The organism is Euzebyella marina (genome assembly GCF_003687485.1).
In the GTDB taxonomy this organism is placed as follows: domain Bacteria; phylum Bacteroidota; class Bacteroidia; order Flavobacteriales; family Flavobacteriaceae; genus Euzebyella; species Euzebyella marina.
On sequence record NZ_CP032050.1, the window covers coordinates 4,497,414 to 4,520,837 of the forward strand.

At 40.4% G+C, this 23,424-nt stretch carries 12 protein-coding genes; all 12 read right to left on the minus strand.

All coding sequences use genetic code 11. The features are described from left to right. Window positions 1-33 precede the first annotated feature (33 nt). Entirely contained in the window at window positions 34-696 is a 663-nt protein-coding gene (locus D1013_RS19320) for an ABC transporter ATP-binding protein (RefSeq protein ID WP_121850388.1), read from the minus strand. Window positions 697-816: 120 nt separating this feature from the next. Then, entirely contained in the window at window positions 817-3,216 is a 2,400-nt protein-coding gene (locus D1013_RS19325) for an ABC transporter permease (RefSeq protein ID WP_121850389.1), read from the minus strand. A 105-nt stretch (window positions 3,217-3,321) separates the two neighbouring features. Then, entirely contained in the window at window positions 3,322-5,754 is a 2,433-nt protein-coding gene (locus D1013_RS19330) for an ABC transporter permease (protein WP_121850390.1), read from the minus strand. A 59-nt stretch (window positions 5,755-5,813) separates the two neighbouring features. After that, on the minus strand, window positions 5,814-8,228 hold the full coding sequence (locus D1013_RS19335; protein ID WP_121850391.1) for an ABC transporter permease: 2,415 nt from the start codon (window positions 8,226-8,228) through the stop codon (window positions 5,814-5,816). 306 nt (window positions 8,229-8,534) lie between these two features. Then, entirely contained in the window at window positions 8,535-10,916 is a 2,382-nt protein-coding gene (locus D1013_RS19340) for an ABC transporter permease (protein WP_121850392.1), read from the minus strand. A gap of 36 nt (window positions 10,917-10,952) precedes the next feature. Beyond that, entirely contained in the window at window positions 10,953-13,262 is a 2,310-nt protein-coding gene (locus D1013_RS19345) for an ABC transporter permease (RefSeq protein WP_121850393.1), read from the minus strand. A gap of 21 nt (window positions 13,263-13,283) precedes the next feature. Further along, window positions 13,284-15,683 (minus strand): ABC transporter permease, encoded by a 2,400-nt coding sequence (locus D1013_RS19350; protein ID WP_121850394.1) that lies wholly within the window; start codon window positions 15,681-15,683, stop codon window positions 13,284-13,286. Between the two features lie 22 nt (window positions 15,684-15,705). Next, entirely contained in the window at window positions 15,706-18,135 is a 2,430-nt protein-coding gene (locus D1013_RS19355; protein ID WP_121850395.1) for an ABC transporter permease, read from the minus strand. Window positions 18,136-18,157: 22 nt separating this feature from the next. Further along, the gene (locus tag D1013_RS19360; protein WP_121850396.1) at window positions 18,158-20,545 is read right to left on the minus strand and encodes an ABC transporter permease; all 2,388 of its coding nucleotides are present in this window, start codon (window positions 20,543-20,545) and stop codon (window positions 18,158-18,160) included. A gap of 25 nt (window positions 20,546-20,570) precedes the next feature. Continuing rightward, the gene (locus tag D1013_RS19365; RefSeq protein ID WP_121850397.1) at window positions 20,571-21,356 is read right to left on the minus strand and encodes a head GIN domain-containing protein; all 786 of its coding nucleotides are present in this window, start codon (window positions 21,354-21,356) and stop codon (window positions 20,571-20,573) included. Window positions 21,357-21,393: 37 nt separating this feature from the next. Continuing rightward, entirely contained in the window at window positions 21,394-22,089 is a 696-nt protein-coding gene (locus D1013_RS19370) for an ABC transporter ATP-binding protein (RefSeq protein ID WP_121850398.1), read from the minus strand. A gap of 67 nt (window positions 22,090-22,156) precedes the next feature. Beyond that, window positions 22,157-23,407 carry an efflux RND transporter periplasmic adaptor subunit gene (locus D1013_RS19375; RefSeq protein ID WP_121850399.1) on the minus strand — a complete coding sequence of 417 codons (1,251 nt, stop codon included), beginning with the start codon at window positions 23,405-23,407 and terminating at the stop codon, window positions 22,157-22,159. Window positions 23,408-23,424: the final 17 nt, after the last annotated feature.

Sequence of the window (23,424 nt, forward strand, 5' to 3'; positions counted from 1 at the left end):
TCACTGAATTCAATTGACGATAGAGAATGTGGTTCAGACCATCCTTCCATCTAAAAGATTTATAACTCGTCCGCCATAGGCGGCATTTTTCTCTGAATGGGTCACCTGTACTATAGTCACCCCTTCTTTGTTCAATTGCTTGAAAAGATCCATGATTTCCTCTCCTTGGGCCGAATTGAGATTTCCAGTTGGCTCATCTGCCAATATCAACTTAGGTTTGCCAATAAGTGCTCTTGCCACCCCTACCAGTTGTTGTTGACCTCCGCTGAGCTGCGTAGGAAATAGGTCTTTTTTACCAACGATATTGAAGCGGTCTAACATATCGGCGACCATCGCTTTACGCTCTGAAGACGAATGTTTTTTATAAAGCAAGGGCATTTCTAGGTTTTCATAAACCGTGAGCTCATCTATCAAATGGTAGGCCTGAAATACAAAACCGATGTACTGCTTGTAAAGATTGGCCCTATGCTTTTCTTTTAATTGGTGTACAGACTCGCTTAGAAATTCATATTGCCCCTCATCAAAATCATCTAACATTCCTATGACATTGAGCAATGTGGATTTACCCGATCCAGAAGGACCCATTATGGAAATAAATTCTCCTTCTTCAACAGTAAGGTTGATGTCTTTTAAAAGAAACACCCTTTGCCCCCCTTGCTGTACCCATTTAAAAATGTTGTTTAATTGTAATAGCATGATTGTTTATTATTCATTTATTTCGACCGAGGCTCGATGTGAAAGTTAGTAGTTTCGTTTCCTAGGAAAAAACCAAACTTTCACATTTTACACCCTTGTTGAGAAATTTTATCTTAAAACTCATTCCGTTCGTAAACTCTTGATCGGATTTGCGTTAGCGGCCCTAATTGCCTGAAAGCTGACCGTTAAAATAGTAATGGCCATGGCACCGATGACGGCTAAAAGAAAAATCCACCATTCTAACAAAACCCTATAGGGGTAATCTTGCAACCAACCATTCATTACGTAATAAGCTATGGGAATGGCAATAAAACAAGATATCACCACCAGTTTCAAGAAATCTTTTGAAAGCATGTTCCAAACATTGAAAACCGAGGCTCCCAGCACTTTTCTTACCCCTATTTCCTTTTTGCGCTGTTCAGCTACGTAAGAGGTAAGCCCAAAAAGGCCCAAACAGCTAATAAGAATGGCCAATGCCGTGAAAACTGCCGAAAGAGTTCCGATACGTTCTTCCGCGGCAAACTTTTCACCGTACTCAGTATCTACAAAGTCGTATTGAAAAGGAATATCAGGAAAATGGGATGTGAACACATTTTCAATGGCAGCAATATTATCACTGGCACTTTGATTGGGGTTCAAGCGAAGATTATAGAAACTGTTATTACCGTACTTATCGAACCCATAAACCCCTTGTTTGACCGGCTCATATGGCGATTGGGCTATCATATCTTGAACAACACCTATAATCTTTTTAGGAGGAAAAGGGTCTTCTTCATCTTCATCTCTAATAAAGGTGCCTACGGGATCGGTCAACCCCATATATTTCATGGCGGTTTCATTAATCAATACCGCATTGGAGTCAGAGGCTAATTCCCTAGAGAAATCTCTTCCTTTAATGATTTTAAGGTTCAATGATTTGGCATACTCGGGCGTTACTTCCGTCCACGCCAAATCTTCTTGAAAACTATCAGGTTTTCCGTCCCAAGTGAAACCTCCCCTATTCGACCAAATAGAGGTGGTGGGAGCGCTGGATGCCGACATTTCGACCACAGCACCCGAGTTTATAAATTCGGTACGCATCAAATCGTACTTTCCTTCAAAATCCCTACTCATAACCGGTATTTGCACAAGACCTTTCGTATCATACCCGACAGGCCTGTTCTTGGCAAAATTGATTTGCTGCATTACGATTACGGTACCAATAATGAAGGCTACCGAAACCGTAAATTGTAAAACCACAAGAATCTTTCTGGGCAAGCCAGCGTACTTGCCGGCAGTAAAAGTGCCTTTAAGTACATTTACCGGCCTAAAGGATGAAAGGTACAAAGCCGGATAACTACCCGCTAAAAGGGAGGTGAAAATGATGAAAACCAGCGAAATCAACCAGAAGGTGATGTTTTGCCAAGGAAAAGAAATTTCTTTTCTAGATAGGTCATTAAAGGCATTTAAAAACAGTAACACCATAACTACCGCTAAAACGTAGGCAAATAAAGTAACCAAAAAAGACTCGCTTAAAAATTGATTAATGATTTGCTTGCGTTGCGAACCTATCGATTTACGAATACCCACTTCTTTGGCCCTTTTTTCAGATCGGGCCGTGCTTAGGTTCATAAAATTGATACAGGCCAAAAGCAATACGAAAGTACCGATGATACCAAAAAGCCATACATATTTAATACGGCCGCCTACCTGAACACCGTTCTGAAAACTATTGCGGAGGTACCAATCTTTCATCGGCAAAAGAAACAACTGCGGGTTAAATTCTGCTTCATCACCACTAGACTCTTTCTTAACGTCTTTAATAGTGCTAGTCACCTGTTCGATGGAGCTGTTTTCGGGAATTTCAACAAACAATTGAAACGAGTTATTGCCCCACTGATCTTCGGCATTTTTGATCCACTCGTAGAGTGTCAAGTATTTTTCCCACGGAATAATAAATTGCAAATCATTAAAGGAATTATTTACAGGTATATCTTCATAAACAGCGGTAACTTCAGCATCGAACTGACTGTTGACCTTGACCACCTTACCAATAGGTTCTTCATCTTCGAAAAGGGCTTCGGAAACAGACTTGGAGAGCATTATAGAATTGATTTTGCGCAACCCATCTTTTTCGCCTTTCAAAATGGTTAGCCCCAACATATCGGGTGCCCCTTGCTGCATATAATTACCGTCTTTTGAGAGGCTCTTTTCTTTATAGTTTAAATAAAGCGGCGTAGTCCACGATGACATGACGATATGTTTGAAATTATCATCATACCCTTCTCGAAGAGCCATCTCTAATGGCCTAGGTATTGCAGGGCCTGTACCGATATTGCCATTAAATGTCTGCGATTGAAAAATCTGGGCTATTCGATCCTTTTTCTCAAAATAATTATTGTGCGACAACTCATCGTACACCCAAAGACCTATCATGAGCGTAACGGCCATACCCAAGGCCAATCCTCCAATATTAATGGTCGAATAGGCCTTGTTTTTCATAAGGTTTCGCCAGGCAATCTTTAAATAGTTCTTTATCATGACGTTTGTTTTTGATTGATGATGCTTCTTTGGCTGTTCGTTGTTCGTAAGGAAAAAAGCAACCCTTAACTTCTCACTACTAACTAATAACTCTTTTCTAATAACTTACTCCGTTCGTAAACTTTTCACCGGGTCGGATATAGCTGCTTTAATACTTTGAAAACCAACCGTTACCACTGAAATAAATATGGCTGAAACGGCTGCCACCACCAATACCCACCATGGTATATCGATTCTGTATGAAAAGTCTTCAAGCCAACGGTTCATTGCATACCACCCTAACGGCAATGCAAACACTACCGCAAGCCCCACAAGCTTTAAAAAATCCAATGTCAATTTATAAGTAATTTGGGCCACACTGGCACCCAAAACCTTACGCACTCCAATTTCTTTGGTACGTTTTTGCGCATTGAAGGCAGCCAATCCGAAAAGACCCAAACAAGCGATGATGATTGATAAGGTAGTGAATACTATAAAAATATGTCCTAAACGTTGTTCGGTCTGATAGGTATCATTGAAAGACTCATCCATGAAATAATAATTGAATGACTGGCCCGGTGCCATTTCTTCCCAGACACTTTCAATCTGCGCGATGCTCGAACTGAATTCTCCCGGCTTCAATTTGATGGCCATTGAGTTCGAAAAATCGCCAATAATCATATTCCATGCCCCTATTTCATCTCGTAACGTCTCAAAATGAAAATTCCTCACAACCCCAACGACGGTATAGAATACGGCATTTTCATCTCCTATATTACTGGAAAACCTTTTGCCCAAAACCTCATCTGCCGACTGGCCCATTTTGGCCAAGGCACTTTCATTAATAATCATTGCCAAAGAGTCCGTTGGAAAATCTCTATTAAAATCCCTGCCGGCAACCACTGTAAGGTCTAAGGTGGAAGCGTAATCATAGTCTACAAACCAACGTTGCATTTGAACGGCATATTCTTGATCGGTTATTCCTTCCTCAAAATAAGAATTATCACTTCTGTTAGAGGGGGTCGGCAAATAACTGCTCAACGTTGCATTCTCGACGGAACTTAGACTTTTGATACGTTCTTTAAAAGCGAGCTTCTGTCCGCCCAATGTAAAGACATCGTTCAGCACCAATACCTGTTCCTTTGAATACCCTAGGTCTTTACCTTGAATAAATTGCAATTGACGGTAAATGACCAAAGTTCCCACAATTAAAAAAACTGAAATCGCAAATTGGGTAACCACCAAAGCGCTTCTTACCCTACCGCCACCGATATGCTGCTCACCACTACCTTTGAGTACTTTGACAGGTTTAAACCGAGACATAAAAAAGGCTGGGTACCATCCGGAAAGTAAACCAAGAACCACACTGCCCAATAACAACAACAACCAAAAAACAGGATTGCCAAAAGGCATGGCTATCTCTTTGCCCGCTATCTCATTAAAGTAAGGCAAAGCGATTACGGCCACTAACAGTGCTACCAATAAAGAGGCGAAACTTACTAGACCTGCTTCAGTCAAAAACTGGCCGACCAAACCCTTCTTTTTCGAACCAAGGGTTTTTCGAATACCAACCTCTTTGGCCCTTTTTAGCGAGTGTGCCGTTGAAAGGTTCATAAAATTTACACTGGCCAATATCAATAAAAACAGTCCGATGGAAGCAAGAATATAGATGTTCTCAATTCTACCGTTTTGACTCAATTCAACATGCCGGTTCGAATGTAGATGAATGTCTTGCAATGGGGTGGTATTATATCGAACATAATTACCGGAAGCCAAAAAGGCTTCTTCGGTTATGCCCGGAAAATAGCGTTGTACCGACGGTAAGGTATAGGACCTGAACAACGATTGAAGAGGCTCTTTAAAATTATCGATAGGATAATCAGGAACCATTTTTATGAATGTAAAGTAGTTGTGGCTTCCCCAATCTTGCGAGCGGGAATCTTCAAAACCAAGCATTGACATAAAAACGGTATGCTCACGTAGCAAAGAATTCTTGGGCATATCTTCTACTACTCCAGCAACGGTATAAATATCTTCGTTATTCAACCGAAGTGTTTTTCCCAATGCTTCGGAACCTTTAAAATATTTATAGGCCGAACTTTCGGTAAGCACCAAGGCATTATTGTTATCAAGTGCTTTTTGAGCGTTACCTTCGATAAACTTAAGACCGAAAAAATCAAAGAAATTAGGATCTACGTATGCCGACCTCTCTTCTTTGCCATTACTTTTCGAGTCTTTTCTTGAAATCAGCAAACCGCCCCAGTTTCTAATTCTCGTCACCTTTTCAACCTGCTCAAAGTCCGTTTCAAGAACTGAGGCCATAGGAGGCGGGGTTTCTGCCATGTTCATTACAGCTCCACCAAATTTGACATCGGCATTGACCCTATAGATTCTTTCGGAATCTGCAAATATGGTGTCGAAATTCAGCTCGTCGTAAACGTAAAGGGTGATTAAAATGGCCCCTGCCATACCAATGGCCAAACCGAACACGTTCAACGAAGTGATAAAAGGCTGCTTTTTAAGGCTTCTCCAAGCTATTTTAAAATGGTTCTTTATCATGTTGGTTGTATTGATATGGTTACTAGTTATTTTTTCTATTTACTCGACTTCGTCAGGACCTATTCTGACCGCAGACTGTTAGCCGGGTTGACCAAAGCACTTTTAATAGCTTGATAACTTACCGTTGCCAAAGCGACCAATAGTGCCAATATACCTGCCCAAAAGAAGACCTGCCATGATATTTCTATGCGATACGCAAAATCTTCAAGCCATCTGTTCATCATATACCATGCAATGGGTGTTGCGATTACAATTGATACCATTATCAATTTCATATAATCCATCGTGAGCAATCGATAAATACTCTTGAAAGGGGCCCCTAAGACAAGCCTAATACTTATTTCTTTTTTACGCTGTTCAACCAAAAACGCCGAAAGGGCAAAAAGACCTAAACATGCCACCAATATTGCGAAGAGGGCAAAACTGTTGAAGATTTGACCCATTCGCTGAACATCATCGTGCATTTCAGCAAATTCTTGGTCTAAAAAGGTATACTCGAAAGTCTGCTGTGGTACATATTCTTGCCAAATCTGCTCTATATTGTCAATAGCACTTCTTGAAGACGCAGCACTTAGCTTTACCGAGATTATACTGGGACTGTTACCAATTACCAGAGACAATGGCGCAATATCTTCTTTAAGGTTTCTAAAATGGAAATCGTCAAGCACTCCGATAATCGTCCATGCTTGACCATTGTTGATTTGTTTTCCGATGGGATTCTCATAGGCCAATTGTTTGGCCATTGCCTGATTGATCACAATTGCGGAAGAATCACTGGCAAACTCTTCGGAAAAAGCGCGCCCATTGGCGACCTGAAGCCCTAAAGTATTGATATAATCATAATCAACACGCCAAATCTGGGCAGGCACCGTACCATCTTGCGTACCTTCGCCTACCTTTTTAAAGCTATTTCCATTACGTTTGGTACCCTCTACCGGTAGATAATCGCTTATTGCCACATTTTTGACCTCCGCCAAAGCCAATAATCTTTCTTTAAATGATTGAGCGTTCTGGCTCAGTACATTGGCACCCTGCACCACCAAAACCTGCTCTCTATCGTACCCTAATTTTTTATCAAGAATGAAATTCATCTGCTTATAGATGATCAGGGTACCAATTATCAAAATGACCGAGGTGGTGAACTGAAAAACGACCAATCCGCTACGCAGGCTTCCGCTTTTACTTCCGATACTCAGGTTACCTTTCAAAACATTCGCGGGCTTGAATGCCGATAGGTACATGGCGGGATAGAGACCTGCAAAAATACCGACAATCAATGCGGCCAGTAATAAGGTCGGTAAAAACCACCATTCTGCCCAAGGCATTGTTATACTCTTGGCGGCCATTGACCCAAAAGTCGGCAATAACAACCAAGCCAATAACACCCCAATAACAAATGATATAAAACTGAATACCACCGATTCGGTCAAAAACTGATTGACCAAACTACTTTTATAGGCCCCTACTGTTTTACGCAGACCTACTTCTTTTGCCCTGTTTGCCGATTTGGCTGTAGATAGATTGATGAAATTGATTACAGCCAATAACAGCACAAAACCTGCAATAGCGGCAAACAGCCATACAAAACGTATATCGCCATGCTTGAGACCGTCGTGCATCTTTATGTCGGATTTGAGGTGGATGTCACTGATCGGTTGCAATTTGTATTCTAAAGTTTTTAGCACCTCCATAAAGCCTTCGCCCATGCCCCGCTCTACCTGCGCAGGAATATAGTAGTCTTTTAGAATACCCTTCATCTTGGCTTCTAAACCGGCTATATCGGTATTCTCATCAACCAAAATGTAGGTAAAGTAATTGGTAGTAAGCCAATCGCTATTTTTATCTTCAATGACCATGAGATAGTCAAAATCGAGATGTGACTTCTTTAAAGGGTCTACTTTTACCACCCCTGTCACCGTATACGGCCTATTGGTGTCATCATCTAGGTAAACAGTCTTTCCTATAGCGTTGCCATTAGGAAAATGCTTGGCAGCCCGTGCCTCTGTCATTACCAAACTACCGGGATTTTTTAAAACTTCGTTGGGGTTGCCTTCTTTCAAATCAAGTTCTAAAATCTCAAAAACCTCTTGGTCGGCAAATACGAAACCTTCTTCAAGATTGCTCTCAACTTCACCCTTAACGCGCAAGGCCCTTCTGCCAGCACCAAAAAGTTCACTTGTGTTTATCTTTCCCGCTTTCTGAATTTCAGGATAGGTAGACTCTAATGTCTCAGCAAATAGCTGTTGGAAATGAACCGACTTCAGAACCTCACCATCCATAGAACCCTGCAATACCACTCTAAAAATTCTGTCTTTGTTCGTATAATGACGGTCATAACTCAATTCATTCATGATGTAAAGAGCTATCAAGAGACAGGCGGCGATCCCCACCGCGAAGCCACCTATTTTGATGGCAGTAAACAGTTTATCTTTTTTGATATTTCGCCAAGCGATGCGTAAATAATTCTTTATCATGATTCATTCTTTGATGACGACGTTTTAAACTGCACTTTCTTTCAGATTGCTTTTTTTGACCTCCTTTCTACTGAATGGCAAACTAACTTCACTTAACCAACCACACATTATGATAAAAAGGAGGCATAAAAAAGATACTTATAACAGTTTGGTTTTCAACGCAATATTACACCTGCTATGTTTATGCCAATTTTCAATTACCTGATTTACAGCTAATTAAAAATAAGCGTCGATTACAATTGTAAAATTATTGGACAGTTCATGTACATTATTTTTACAGGCTTATCTTTTGAGCCTATGCTTCGATTATTCTGTTCGTAAACTCTTGACCGGATTCGCATGTGCAGCCTTTAAAGCCTGAAAACTAATGGTAATGAGCGCCACAGCTACCGTTAATATGCTTGACAAGAAGAATGACGACCAACTGATGTCTACCCTGTACTCGAATTTGAGCAACCAATCGCTCATAACGTAATAGGCTATAGGCAACCCAAGCAATATGGACAGACCAATTAATCTCATAAAATCAGAAGACAAAAGACTTAAAATCTGGTAGGTAGAAGAGCCTAACACCTTTCTGATACCTATCTCTTTAATTCTTGTCTCCGTATTAAAGGCGGCCAGGCCGAAAAGACCCAAACAGGAGATAAAGATGGCCAATATCGCAAAGTAGCGTGAAAGGCTCAGTATTCTTTGTTCAGTAAGATACTGTAAGTTGTAGGCTTGGTCTTGAAACGTATAACTGAAGTCGTAACCAGGATTGAATTTCTCGAAAACCTCATTCATCGAAGCCAAAGTATTGGCCTCTTCGCCCGATTTTACTCGAACCATTGCTAATGAGTGGCCCATGGGTGAACAACGAAAAACAACGGGAGATATGCTATGCAACACCGAAGCGGTGTGAAAGTTTTTCATTACTCCTAAAATCACTTTCTCTTCCCCCCAAAGTCTTACTTTTTTACCAACGGGATTCTGCAGCCCCATTAACCGGATAGCCTCTTCGTTGAACAATAGATAAGATTCCAAATCACCCATTTCTTTTGAGAATGTATCACCATCGGCCATTTGAATGTTCATCGTCTGTACCAGATTGTGATTAACATTCCTGAACACAAAATCTATTTCAAGATTATCGGGTTTACCTGCCCAATCGATTCCGTAGGTTGATGAGCCTCCGTCTTCACTAATGATAGACTCACTGATGGCACCAACACTTTCTACACCATCAACTTTCTCTATTTCATCAAAAAAAGAGGAAGATTGCTCAAAGGCCTTACCCTCTAAATCGATTTGAACCATATGCCCTTTTTGATAACCAATGGGTTTGTTTATGGCATAGTTGATTTGATCACTAATAATCAACACCGCAATAATCAGTATGAGCGAGGCGGTGAACTGAAAGACTACCAGGCCCTTTCTCGCCAAAAGCTCGCCCCCTTTGCTTTTAAATTTGCCTTTTAGAGTGGCCAGAGGACTAAATCTTGACAGATAAAATGCGGGATAGCTACCTGCTATTAGTCCCGTGATTATGGTGGCTAAGGTCAATACTCCGAGATGTTCGAAAATGAGGGTCAACCCTAAGTTCTTTCCCGTTATGAAGTTGAATACGGGCATAAGAAAGACTATTAACAACATTGCCACAATCAACGATAGCAGCGCCAAAAAAAGCGATTCGGTCAAAAACTGAACTACCAGATGGTTTTTGGTACCACCGACCGTCTTTTTAATACCAATCTCTTTGAATCGCTTGGTAACCCTTGCGGTAGATAAATTCATAAAGTTGATACAGGCAATAAGTAATACCAATAGCCCGATAAAAGAGAAAAGCTTGATATAAGTTATTCTACCCCCCGTTTGAATTCCATCTTTATAATTGCCATATAAATAGGTATCAGCGTACTTTCGAAGAAATAGGCTAAACATATTGCCTTCATTATATTTATCTACAAACCGATCTATTTTACTTTCGAAAGCCTTAACATCACTGTTGTCTTTCAAAGTAATGTATGTGTTCGGCCCCGTATTGCCCCATTCTTTGCCGTTAGTCCACATATCTTCCAACAATTTCTGTTTGGTAGCCACAAAACTGAATTTCATGGTCGAATTATCGGGCGTATCTTTAAAAACACCTGAAATCTGTGCGGTTTGATTTTGGCCGAACATAAAATACTCTATAGGGCTATTGATGGCCTTTTCAACCGAACCAAAGAGCTTAACGGCAAAACTCTCGGAGACGACAACTGCTTCTTTCTTGTTCAACACCTGAGAGGCATCTCCGTAAACAAGCGGAAATGAAAAAACATCAAAAAAATTGCTGCTCGCGAAAAGGCCCTGCGTTTTGAAGTTATTTTCACCGGCACTGAAAGTAATCGACATGCCCACTTCTTGAAGGTTCATGACCGTAACGGCATTTTCAACCTCAGGAAGGTCTTTTTCCAAAGCTTCTGCCAAAGGCCCTTGGGTACCATCGTGAATTTTAACGATACCGTTTTCTTCACTGCGCATCATTACCTGATACAACCTATCGTTATTCTCATGAAATTTGTCGACCGACATTTCATCGGTGACCCAAAAGAAAATGAGAAAAGTACTGGCCAACCCAATGGAAAGCCCCAGAACATTGATCAAGGAGAACAACGAATTTCTTCGCAGATTTCTCCAAGCAATTTTTAAGTGATTTTTTAGCATGATTGATGTTTTTTGATTGATGATTAACTCTTGTCCTTATTCCATTCTAAGCGATTCTATAGGATTTAAATTAGCGGCTTGCCAGCTTTTCCAACTGACGGTCAGAAGAGCAATGAAAGCTGTAAATAGCCCAACAGCTAAAAAGAGCCACCAATCCATTGAAGTTTTATAAGCAAAATTTTCTAGCCAACGGCTCATAACGAACCATGAAATGGGAACACCTATGACAAACCCCAAGAATACCCATTTTAAAAAATCAATATTTAAGAGAGCAAGCATTTGAACAGTCGAAGCTCCGTTGACTTTTCTAACACCTATCTCTTTCTTGCGCTGCTGCATATAAAAAGTGGCCATTGCCAAAATACCTATGGATGAAATCGCTACCGCTAACAGGGTGAAATAGCTAATGATTTTTCCTGTTCTTTCCTCCTTCTCATACCAGTGATTTATGGCACTATCAACAAATTGTATTTCATATTCAACATCTCCAATTAGTTGGGAATAAACAGACTTAAGCTGTTCTGTAATCTCAAGAAGATTGGTACCATTGATTTTTACAAATAGGTTTGTTGGGTAGCGGTTCTCATCTTGCTGTCGAATCATCAACGGGCCAATTTGATCCTTCAGCTGTCTAAAGTTAAAATCTTGTACCACCCCTAAAACCGGGAGTTCTTCATCATGAAATTTAAAAGAAGAGGTTTGCTCGTTGAGCTGCAAAGTATTGTACCCTGTTTCATTAAGATAGACCCCGTTGCCCGCATAGGCGGTCTTGGTATCTTTGATTTTTATATCGAAGACGTTAAAGAACGAAGAGTCTACGGCGATTTCCTGAAAGCTTACCGATTCTTCATTGAAATCAAATGTTTGGTTGTTACCTCCGTCAAGAGGGCTATGCCATGTTAATGACACTTCTTGAACCCCGGTAATTTTTTCCAACTCATTTTTAATCGTCTTTTTCTGCGAGTTGCTTCCTAAATACTCCATAAAGACAATGTTGTCTTTTGAAAACCCCAAATCTTTATTCCTTAAAAAATCAGTTTGCTTTAGAATTATCCAACTACAAGAAAGAAGAGCAATCGCAACACTATACTGAAAAGTGATAAATACCTTCGAGTAGACGCTTCTAGATTTGGCCCTCAATTCACCTTTTACCACTTCTATCGGTTTAAAACTTGAGATTTTAATAGCCGGCACCAATCCGGAAATAAGTCCGATGACGCTCACGGCACCTAAAAGAGCTAAAATCGACCGAAGATTCAGAATCTGTTCAAACTGTAACTCAGTTTCTAAAAGATTATTCACCAAGGGTTCGAAAAGTATTGCCAGAACAACAGCCAACAAAATGGCCATGAAACAAAGAATGAAAGATTCAAAAACCAATTGCTTCATCAACTGGTGTTTTGAGCCTCCCAATAATTTTTTTACCGCCACCTCCTTGCCCCTAAATGTTGACTGTGCTATGGTAAGATTGATATAATTGCCTATTGCCAAAACCAATATCAAAAAAACTATGGCCGATAAAACCGAGATGAGAGCCATGCTCGAGCTTTTCGTTCCGTTACCTTCTTTAGAACTAAAATAGACCTCTTTCAAAGGGGTAAACACTACAGTATTTGCCCAACCTTCTTTATACAACCAAAAATCCTTTTTAAAATTCTTTAGAATTTCAGAAGCCTTTGATGACAGTATAGCGTTTGGCCTTTCTAACAAGTAAATACTGAGTGAGCACCAACCATATTCTTCAAGTATATTCTCAAACTGCCAGATTTTTTTAAAAGCCGCCAAGTTGATGAGAGCATCTTGCTTGTTGAAATGGGTATTATCCGGAAAATCGTCCATAATTCCGGTGATTGTAAATTTCTTTTCGGTGTCTATAAAAATCGTTTCCCCAACTATATCTATAGAACCGAACAACCGTAGGGCCGTTGCTTTTGAAAGAACAATACCGTCTATCGTTTGTAAGACCTCATTTTTATCTCCCTTTAGAAGTGGAAAAGAGAATAGATTGAAAAAAGATCCGTCAACCCCCAGATAGTCGAATTTTATTTTTTTCCCGTCCGATTTAGATATTCGACCTGAATGATTAAAGACCCGGGTAAAATCTTCTATTTCAGGATATAGATTTTTTAAATCGGTGGCTATGGGCGCCGAAAATTCGGTCGATTCGTGCTCTAACCGATAGACTCTATCTTTTTTGGTCTGAAAATCATCAATGGATAGCTGGTTTTTGATGTAAACGCCTAGTAATAAAGCAAACGCCAATGACAACGCGAACCCAAAAACAGTGACCAGAGTGTACATTCTGTTTCTTAGCAAATACCTGAAATACGATTTTATTACCAGCATAAATTGGCTATTCTCGATTAATCATTCCGTTCTCAAACTTTTTACAGGGTTGGCCCTTGCCGCTTTTATGGCCTGAAAACTTACGGTGGCCAAGGCTATGGCCAATGCAATTCCTCCTGAGAGCGCAAAAATCCACCATTGTATGTCAATCTGATATGCATAGTCGTTTAACCATTTGTTCATGGCATACCAAGAAAAGGGCGTCGCAATCAAAATGGCCAGCAATACCAACTTCAAAAAATCTTTTGACAATAGTAAGGCAATACTAGATACTTCGGCCCCCAAAACCTTGCGCACGCCAATCTCCTTGGTTCGTTGTACCGCGCTGTAGGTCGCCAACCCCAACAATCCTAAGCAGGCAATTAAAATGGCCAGAAAGGAAAAAATGGTAAATAGATTCTTGAACTTAAAATCAGCTTCATACTGTTGGTTAAAGGATTGGTCCAAAAAGCTATATAAAAAAGGACGGTGGGGAGCCAGTTCTTCCCATTTTGTTTCAATATTTGATATTGCACTTTGAATATTGTCAGATTTCACCTTTAAAGAAAGGTATTTACCATACTGTGAATAACGCAAAGTCAATGGTGCTACCTTTTGGTGAAGAGACAAGTAATTGAAGTCTTTTACCACTCCGATAATCGTACCCTCACGACCCCACTGTTCAAAACGTTTGCCGATTATTTCCTCTGGGTTCGAATATCCAAAACTTTTGACCGCAGCTTCATTTACTACCAAGGCCTGAGTAGAATCTGTCACAAACTCTCGTGAATACGGTCGCCCTGCAACAACCTCTATCTCATAATGCGGGATAAAGTCAAAATCAATTTCATAGAGAAAAGGGCCAAAATTTTCCATTTGTCCTTCCTTTGTTTGAATATTGGTTCCCGCGGCAGGAAAATAACTTCCCGGTACGGTTCGCGAACCAGCGACCGAAACCACTTCAGGTAGTTCCATGAACTGGCTCTTTATAGTTTCCATATTGTCCAGTACTTCCCCGTCCCAATTAAAATCGATGACCAGTTGCTGTTCCCTGTCAAATCCGAGATTTTTGTCCAACATGAACCCCAGCTGAAAATACACGATTATGGTACTCGCTATTAAAGCTATGGATAGGCTAAACTGAAATACAACCAATCCTTTTCTTAGCCTATTTCCATTTTGTGATGTTCTAAAAACACCTTTTAACACGCTTGATGGCTTAAAGCTTGAAAGTACAAAAGCAGGATAGCTACCGGATAATAGACCGATGAACAAGGCCATTGCCGCATATAAAAACAGTGTAGAACCATCTAAAATTTCCTGTGGTAAAAATGGTTTTCCAGTGATTTCCCGCATCGCAGGAAGGCATAGAAATGCCAATGTAAGACCTAATACCGATGCTAAAAACACCATGGTCAACGACTCTCCCAGAAACTGGTACACCAAGCCCTTTTTATTCGCTCCTATCACCTTTCTGATACCGACTTCCTTCGCTCTTTCCAGAGAACGAGCAGTTGCCAAATTCATAAAATTGATGCAGGCAATGATTAGTATGAAAAGTCCAATAATGGCAAAGATGTAGAGGTTGGAAAGGCTGCCAGTAATACCCGGTTGCCTTGCGGCTTCTGACTGTAGATAGGCCTCTCTTAATGGTTCAAACGAAAGGTCATAATAGTATTTCGCATCTTCTTTTGGGCGATTTCTTTCTAGGAACGCCGGCATTTTGGCCTGAAATGCCTGTTGGTCAAAATTCTCATCGACCAAAAAATAGGTGTAGAAATCAACGTAGCCCCAATAATCGAAAATTTCAGGCCTGGTTTGATAAAATGAGGTCATCGACATGAGAACATCAAAATTAAAATGTGAATTTGAGGGAACATCCTTAATTATGCCCGTTACGGTATAAACACCATCGTTGGCCCTTCCGCCTACGCCTTCAATAGCCTTGCCCATTGGGTCCTCATCCCCAAAATATTTCTTTGCGGTACTTTCCGTCAAAACGATAGAGTATGGAGCTTCCAAAGCTGTATCAGGATTTCCGGAAATTAATGGCCATGTAAAAACATCAAATACCGTTGGATCCATATAAAAGCAATTGCTCTCTTGGAAGGAACGTTCGTTATACTCTAAAAGAACATCTGATCTGCCAGAAAATTGAACTATCTCCAGTACTTCTGGAAAGTCGGATTTTAAAGCGGGACCTACCGGAGCATTCCCCCAGATCCATTGGTCTTCCAAATTATTCTCACTTCCATGATGTACTATTCTAAAGATTCTATCTCCCTTTTCGTGATAGCTATCGTACGAAAGTTCGTTTTTAATGAACATGGCAATCAATAAAAAGCAGGTCATGCCAATGGCCAAACCACCGATATTGATGGCCGAATACCCTTTTTTCTTCGATAAGTTTCGCCAGGCGATCTTTAAATAACTTTTAAACATGACTCGTTGCTTTATGATTGATTTACTCTGTTCGTAAACTTTTTACAGGGTTGGCCACCGCTGACCTTAGCGATTGCATACCTACCGTCAATAAAGTAATCACCAGGGCAAAACCACCACTGAGTACAAAAACCCACCATTCAATTTCAATTCGATAGGTAAACCCCTGTAACCATTTAGACATCAGAAGATAGGCTATGGGAGAAGCAATTAGAAAAGCGACCAAGACAAGCTTTACAAAATCTTTGGTCAACATTTGAACTACCGAATGAACGCTTGCACCTAAGACCTTTCTAATTCCGATTTCCTTTTTCTTCTGTTCGGTCACATAAGATATGAGACCGAACAAACCCAAGCAGCTTATGAAGATGGCCAAAAAGGTAAAAGCCACAGAAATAAGGCCCAATCGCTTTTCTTCATCATAAAGCCGTTCTACTTCCTTATCAACAAACCGGTAATCAAACGGCACATTGCTTACCGTAGATTTCCACTGGTCTTCCATTCCCGCAATTAGGCTTGCGTAATTATCAGTATTTGTTTTCAGAAAAAGCCAGTTGGGCTCCGTTTCCTTATGCAGAAACAAGGGCTGAATTTCTTCTCGAAGTGATGCAAAATGATAATCGGCCACCACACCAATAATTCGCATCTCAAAAGTTTCTTCATCGGTGCCCTGAATCAGGGTGCTGCTAAGCGCATTTTCAAGTTTTATGTCGAAAGCCTTTAATGTAGCCTCATTAACGATGATTTGATCTACTGTATCCGCAGCTGTAAAATCACGCCCTTTAACCAAGGGTATTCCCATGGTCTTAAAGTAACCATCACTCACCCCGTTTCTCTTAACCACCGTTCTGTTTTCACTATTTCCTCCGGGAAGATAAAAACCGTTATCCGCAAGAATCATTTCCGAAGGCGCGTAATTACCACTTGCTACACTGGTAACCCCTGGTATATTCAAAAATGACGATTTCAACGATTCAAACTTGCTAGAAGCATCTTCCGTACCGATTCTTAGAGCGATAAGATTGTCTTTTTTATAACCTAAATCTTTGGTCTGCGCGAATTTGAATTGTTGTGAAATTATAATCACCGTGGCCACAAGACCGATAGATACCACAAACTGAAAGACCACCAAGGCCTTACGGAAATTACCACTACCGGACGGTAGAATAGCAGCGCTTTTCAAGGCCCTGACCGGTTTAATAGAAGAAAGAATAATTGCGGGATAAATACCGGCTGCCAAGCCCGTAACGACACCTATCGTCAACAAAAGCACTATTATCTGCCATTGGTATAGATGCAAATAGGTCAAAGACTCTTGGGTTAAGTCATTAATCAAGGGAAGAAGTAGAATTACTATAGGAATACTAATGAACATCGCAAAAAGGGAAAGCAAAACGGACTCACCCAAAAACTGGCCCATCAATGAATTTTTACCTGCACCCACTACTTTTCGAACCCCGATTTCCCTAGCCCTTTTACTGGCTCTTGCCGTACTCAGGTTGATAAAGTTAACGCAAGCCACCAATTGAATAAAAAAGGCCAAGCTCAACAGAAAATAAAGAAAGGTAATATCGGACACCTTATCTAGCTGGTTGTTCCTGCCTTCACTGTACAAATGAATATCCTTTACTTTTTGAAGCTCTAGAATTTTATTGCCCATTCCGGCACTTTTCAAATCTTCGGAAGCTCTTACTTGAATAAACCCTGGTAATTTATCTTCCAATTGGGAGGCATTTACATTGGGAGCCAACTTTACATAACTATATACAAAATTGTTCGTAGCGAAATTGTCGAAGTTCTGCACAAAAGTTCCCATTCCAGGAGTGCCCATACTTACTAGGTAATTGGGGTTCAGGTGCGATTTTTGGGCCTTCTCATCAAACACCCCTTTTACGGTCAATGTAAGGGCGCCATCACCGCTTCCCCAAATAATGGCTTTGTTAAGAACATCTTTCTCTCCAAAAAGTTTGTCTGCCAAGCTAGAGGATAGCACTACCGAATTGGGCTGGTCGAGTGCTGTTTTCTTGTCGCCTTCTAAAAATTTAAAATCGAAAACCTTAAAAAAGGTGGAGTCTGCCATATAAACCCGTGATTCATAATAGGAGTCTTCACTGTCGGCGGCCCTCATCAACATGCTATAGAAAACATCGGTCAAAACTACTCTGGTGGCTTCCTGCACTTCAGGAAAATCTTCTTTTAAAGCAAAAGCGATAGGCGGCGATGAAGTCGAAGATTCATAAGGTTGTTGACCATCGCGTTCAATAATAGTCTCTACCCTAAAAAGACCGTCTGCATTATCATGGTGTTCATCATAGCCCAATTGAGCAAAAACGTACAGAAGAATGGCCAGGCAACTTAACGTACCCATGGTGAGACCCAGTAAATTGATAATGGTCTGTTGTTTGTTCTTTGTCAGGTTTCTCCATGCTATTTTTAAATAATTCTTGAACATGATTCTTCTTTTTGATTGATTTTTACTCTGTGCGCAAGCTCTTAACAGGGTTTGTCGTGGCCGCTTTTAAGGCCTGATAACTAATGGTCACAAACGTGATTGCCATGACAATGCCCACGGCCAAAACAAAGATCCACCAGTTGATGGCTGTCTTGTACTCAAAATTTTCGAGCCAACGGTTCATAAAATACCACGCTATGGGTGTCGCGATGATTCCTGCAATGGCAATCAATTTGAAGAAATCTTGCATTACAAGACCAACGATATGTTTTATACTTCCGCCTAAGACTTTTCTAATCCCTATTTCCTTGGTTTTTTGAACTACGAAGAAGAGTATGAGTCCGTAAATTCCCAGACAGCCTATGAAAATGGCAATACCTGAAAAGATGCCCACTAGCGATAAAAACCGTTGTTCGGTTTCATACAGTTCGGCTACCCTGTCATCTAAAAAATCATATTCAAAAATGTAGTCTGGGAAAACTGCAGTCCATTCTTTTTCAATATGGGAAATCGCACTATTGGCATTTTTCAAGTTGATTTTAATAGCCAATTCAGTATATAAATTTGGAATAGGAGCTATAAAAATTGGACTTATATTTTCGCTAAAATCTGAATCGTGAAAGTCAGCAACCACACCCACTATTGAACCTTTTGCAAGGCCACCATTGATATTGACCTGCTTTCCTAGAACTTCATTAGGGTCATTTAAACCAACCTTTGTGACAAAATCTTGATTGACCAAAATTTCATCAACAGAATCTTTTTCATAAAAAGTTCTTCCTGCAATAATAGCAAGGCCGAAAGCATCTAAATAATCTTTATCACCTGCTTTGACCTGAAGGTTAAAATCTTCCGATTCTGGTTTATTATTAAATTTCACACTAGTGCCCCAATTGTTGTATCCTGCCCCTGGGGATGCGAAACAGGCCGTGATTTTCTGGACACTTGAGTTTTGGGAAATTCTTTCTTTGAGTCCGTTAAGTTGAATTGGCTCAATATCATCTGGTATCTCAACCATGACAATACCATCTTTTTCAAAACCCAAATCAGAGCTAATGGCATATCTTAATTGTTTCCCGACCACGATGGTACCAATAATGAGTACAATACTGATTACAAACTGGGTGACCACAAGTGTTTTTCGCGTTAAATAACCCCCCGAGTCTTTTTGCGATAACTTTCGCTTTAACGCCAACACAGGAGCAATCCTGGCCAAAAGCACCCCTGGATAACTTCCTGCCAAAAGGGTGACCAAAGCCAATAAAGTCATGATAAATGCCAAAAACTTAATGTTCAAAATACCTGAAAAAGAAAGGTCTAAGTCAAAAATGGAGTTGAACGATGGCAATAGCAATAAGCAAAGTCCCACTCCTAAAACCAAGGCAAAAAGACCAATGATAAAAGTCTCGGCCATAAATTGCCAAAATAAGTGCCTCTTATCACTACCCAACACTTTGCGCACACCTACTTCCTTTGAGCGGTAAATTGACTGGGCAGTTGCGATATTGATAAAGTTGATACTGGCGATAATCAAAATAAAAAAACCGATTAAAGAGAATATCCATAAGGTCTGTGAATTGATTCCCCCGTTAAATCGATTGTCGAAATGAATATCGGATAATGGCTGGATTTTGTATTGGTGTACATTTTTGTGGTTTGCCCTAAATTTTTGCACATAGTCTTGTAGCTGCTCTTCAATTTGAACAATGCTTTGATTGGGTCGCATTAATGCATAAACATGCAATGAAGAGTTTATGCCTCCCCAACTCTCTGAAGAAAGAAACTCACTGTAGCTTTTTAAAGTCTTGTAAGAAATAAAAGCATCAGCCTGATTAAGGCTAGTCTTTGGCAAATCTTTAAGAACCCCTGTAACACGAATGGTCTCTTTATTTTCCAATACAAACGTTCGGTTAATTGGGTCAGTGTCGCCGAACATGTGTTTTGCCAATTGCTCGGTAATCAAAGCGGTATTAGGTTCGGTTAAAGGAGCATCGTTGGTTCCATTAATGAGAGGGTAGTTAAATATTTTAAAGAAATCGGCTTCGGTAAAATCTACATCGGCCTTTAACTGCTTTTTGTCACCCGATGTTTCGATGGTGAACAGAAAATCATCCCTATCAACACTTTTGGCTACAATTTCGGCATAATCATAATCTTGTTTAAAAGCATTTGCAAAACCCGGCGGAACAGAAGGTTCATAGTCAACTATGTCTCGATGTTCTTCGGTATTAAATCGATAGATACGGTCTGCATTGTGGTGAAAATTATCAAACTGTAAATGGTACTGCACAAAAAGAAAGACCAAAATGCTACAACCGAAACCTAGAGAGAGCCCCAATATATTAATCAGTGAAAAGCCTTTTCGTTTTCTAAGGCTTCTCCAGGCTATTTTTAAATAATTCTTGAACATGATGACAATCTTTTAATGATTCTTATTACTGATCCATCTGTTGTATTCTAGCTTCACCAATCACCATACCCTTGCTTACTTCGGGTGAGCCGGCATATGCCACAGTTGCTTCCCCAAATGCGGTAATTCTTAAATCATTCATTGCATGTAATCGGTAGCTGCCTTCGCCGTAGGCCGTAATTTTTGTCTCACCACATTTGACACCTAATGTATTAATGACGGTTTCGCCATAAGCCGTAATTTTCTGGCGGTCGATTTCGCCTGTTTTAATTTCCAGAAAACTTTCGCCGTAAACCGTCGTCTTCATCTCACTAAAATCAACATCGTTCAAATAAACTTTCGATTCGCCATAAATACTTAGGCGAAACCTTTCTGAATCAAGCCTGCTTTCACAGGTAAAAGTCTCTTCACCTCTTAAAGAGAGTTCTTTCAATTTTCTATATGCGACAATGGCGGTGACCATGGTTCCGTTATAGATAGATTTTTTTCCATGCCATTCATCACTTTCGACCCTTTCTGATTTTGTTGTCAATTTTGCCCCCTCTAGATAAAGATGTAGTTGGTTATGTTTCTCCTCAATATGAATTTTTTCCAGTGGAAGCTTCGAGCTTTTTATAGTCACCGATTCTTCGGCACCCTCCTTGAAAATAACTTCAATGTGAGGGCTTACGATAACTTTTTCAAAAGGCTCAACATCTATTTTCTTTTGTGCCTGAGCGCTAGTACAGAGAAACATGGCAAGTATTGCACAAACAACTAGGTTTACATTCAGTTTTTCATTTTTCTCTTTCTTTAATTGATTATTAGACATGATTTTGTTTTTTGATTGTGATTGACGAATAAACTCTTTACATCATGGCGCCAATGGCCCTGTTTTGGCTCTCGGTTACAATCTGGCCATCAAAAAGATTAACTACTCGATGGGCATAATGAGAGTCGCGGTCGGAGTGGGTCACCATTACAATTGTGGTACCCTCTTGATTTAGTTCGGTAAGCAGATTCATTACCTCGATTCCGTTTTTGGAATCTAGGTTACCAGTAGGCTCATCTGCCAGAATCAATTTCGGATTGGTCACCACGGCCCTAGAAATAGCGACACGCTGTTGTTGACCACCAGATAACTGTTGCGGGAAATGTTTTTCTCTATGGGCAATTTTCATACGCTCCAAGACTTCTCGTACTTTCTGCTTTCTTTCGGCCTTTCCCATTTTTAGGTATATCAATGGCAGCTCTACGTTTTCATAGACGGTAAGTTCATCTATAAGATTGAAGCTCTGGAAAACAAACCCCAAGTTTCCTTTGCGAAGTTCGGTTCGTTGGCGTTCTTTTAGTTTGCTTACCTCATGGCCTGCAAACTTATAGCTACCCTCGTTTGGGCTATCGAGCATACCTATAATGTTCAATAAGGTAGATTTTCCGCAACCGGAAGGCCCCATAATGGCAACAAACTCTCCATTTTCGACTTTTAAGTTTACTTTGTTCAGGGCCAAGGTCTCAACTTCCTCGGTCCGGAAACTCTTTTTAAGATTCTGTATCTGTATCATTTCTAGTTTGATTTTCGTTATCGCTATTTTAAAGACTATGAAATAGCTTCATAGTGACAGTCCGTTATTATTTTAACACTATTTTCTCCGCCTCGCCGAACGAATCGTAGTTGCTGGTAATTACTTTCTCACCGGCCTCGAGACCTTCCAATACCTCATAGAACCTTGAGTTCTGTTTGCCGATTCTTATTTCCCTTTTAATGGCCTCTTCCCCATCGGTACCAACTACAAAAATCCATTGGCCACCGGTGCTTTGAAAAAAGCTTCCTTTCGGCAAAAGCAATGCGTCACTTGACTCACCCAATTGCAGGCGTATATTGTAGCTTTGACCAGCACGAATGGTTTCCGGTTTTTCTTCGGTAAATACCAGGTCTACTTTAAATCGGCCATTTCGTACTTCAGGATACACTTTTCGCACCCGAAGAGAATATAAATTACCGTTTCTCTCTAAAACAGCCGTTAAATCTCTTTTGACCCGATCGATGTAATGTTCATCGATATTGGCCTCGATCTTGAAGTCGGTGAGAACGTTGATCTGACCTATTCGCTCACCCTGTGATATGCTTTGGCCGATTTCAGCATCCAGAAAGCCCAACTGGCCATCTGCCGGAGCGCGTACGTTGAGATGATCCAACCTTTGGTAAACCATGCCCAAAGTCTTTTGCATTCGATTTAAATCGGCGTCGAGACCTGCCAAAGAAGTTTGTCTTAACTCTTCATCATTCTCGGTCTGTACCTTTACAATTTTGTACTGTTCTTGAGAAAGCTCGTAATCTTCTTTTGATTTGAGGTATTCTTCCCTAGAAATCAACTCTTCATCGAAGAGCGCTTGGTTTTGTTCAAAATTTCGTTTTAACCGCTGTAAATCGGTACTGGCCGTTGCCAACGATTTACGCCCCTCTACCAATCGGGAATCAAAATTCAATTTAGTCGACCGTAAATCGTTCTGCTTAAGTGCCAAGTTGCTTTCGCTCTGTAAAATCTGTTCGTACAGATTCATGTTTTCGAGCTTAAGAATAATGTCACCTTTCTTTACGGTAGCACCCTCTTCTATCAATTTTTCGCTTACCCGGCCACCTTCATAGGCATCCATATAAATAGTAGCTATTGGCGCTACATTACCACTGATTGTTATGTAGTCATCAAACTTACCTTGTGTTACAGTAGACACCGACAACTTCTCTTTATCGGTACGAAAGGTGGAAACTGAATTTGCAAACAGCAACTGGTAACCCACGAAAAGCAGCAATAAACCCAAAGCAATATACCCGAAGTGTTTAGGCTTAAGTCCTTTTTTCTTTTCCAATTGTATATCCATTCTATTCTTTATTAATG

Coding starts and splice junctions, on each gene's coding strand:
- D1013_RS19320 (WP_121850388.1), bottom strand. CDS start 696: ATGCTATTACAATTAAACAACATTTTTAAATGGGTACAGCAAGGGGGG.
- D1013_RS19325 (WP_121850389.1), bottom strand. CDS start 3,216: ATGATAAAGAACTATTTAAAGATTGCCTGGCGAAACCTTATGAAAAAC.
- D1013_RS19330 (WP_121850390.1), bottom strand. CDS start 5,754: ATGATAAAGAACCATTTTAAAATAGCTTGGAGAAGCCTTAAAAAGCAG.
- D1013_RS19335 (WP_121850391.1), bottom strand. CDS start 8,228: ATGATAAAGAATTATTTACGCATCGCTTGGCGAAATATCAAAAAAGAT.
- D1013_RS19340 (WP_121850392.1), bottom strand. CDS start 10,916: ATGCTAAAAAATCACTTAAAAATTGCTTGGAGAAATCTGCGAAGAAAT.
- D1013_RS19345 (WP_121850393.1), bottom strand. CDS start 13,262: ATGCTGGTAATAAAATCGTATTTCAGGTATTTGCTAAGAAACAGAATG.
- D1013_RS19350 (WP_121850394.1), bottom strand. CDS start 15,683: ATGTTTAAAAGTTATTTAAAGATCGCCTGGCGAAACTTATCGAAGAAA.
- D1013_RS19355 (WP_121850395.1), bottom strand. CDS start 18,135: ATGTTCAAGAATTATTTAAAAATAGCATGGAGAAACCTGACAAAGAAC.
- D1013_RS19360 (WP_121850396.1), bottom strand. CDS start 20,545: ATGTTCAAGAATTATTTAAAAATAGCCTGGAGAAGCCTTAGAAAACGA.
- D1013_RS19365 (WP_121850397.1), bottom strand. CDS start 21,356: ATGTCTAATAATCAATTAAAGAAAGAGAAAAATGAAAAACTGAATGTA.
- D1013_RS19370 (WP_121850398.1), bottom strand. CDS start 22,089: ATGATACAGATACAGAATCTTAAAAAGAGTTTCCGGACCGAGGAAGTT.
- D1013_RS19375 (WP_121850399.1), bottom strand. CDS start 23,407: ATGGATATACAATTGGAAAAGAAAAAAGGACTTAAGCCTAAACACTTC.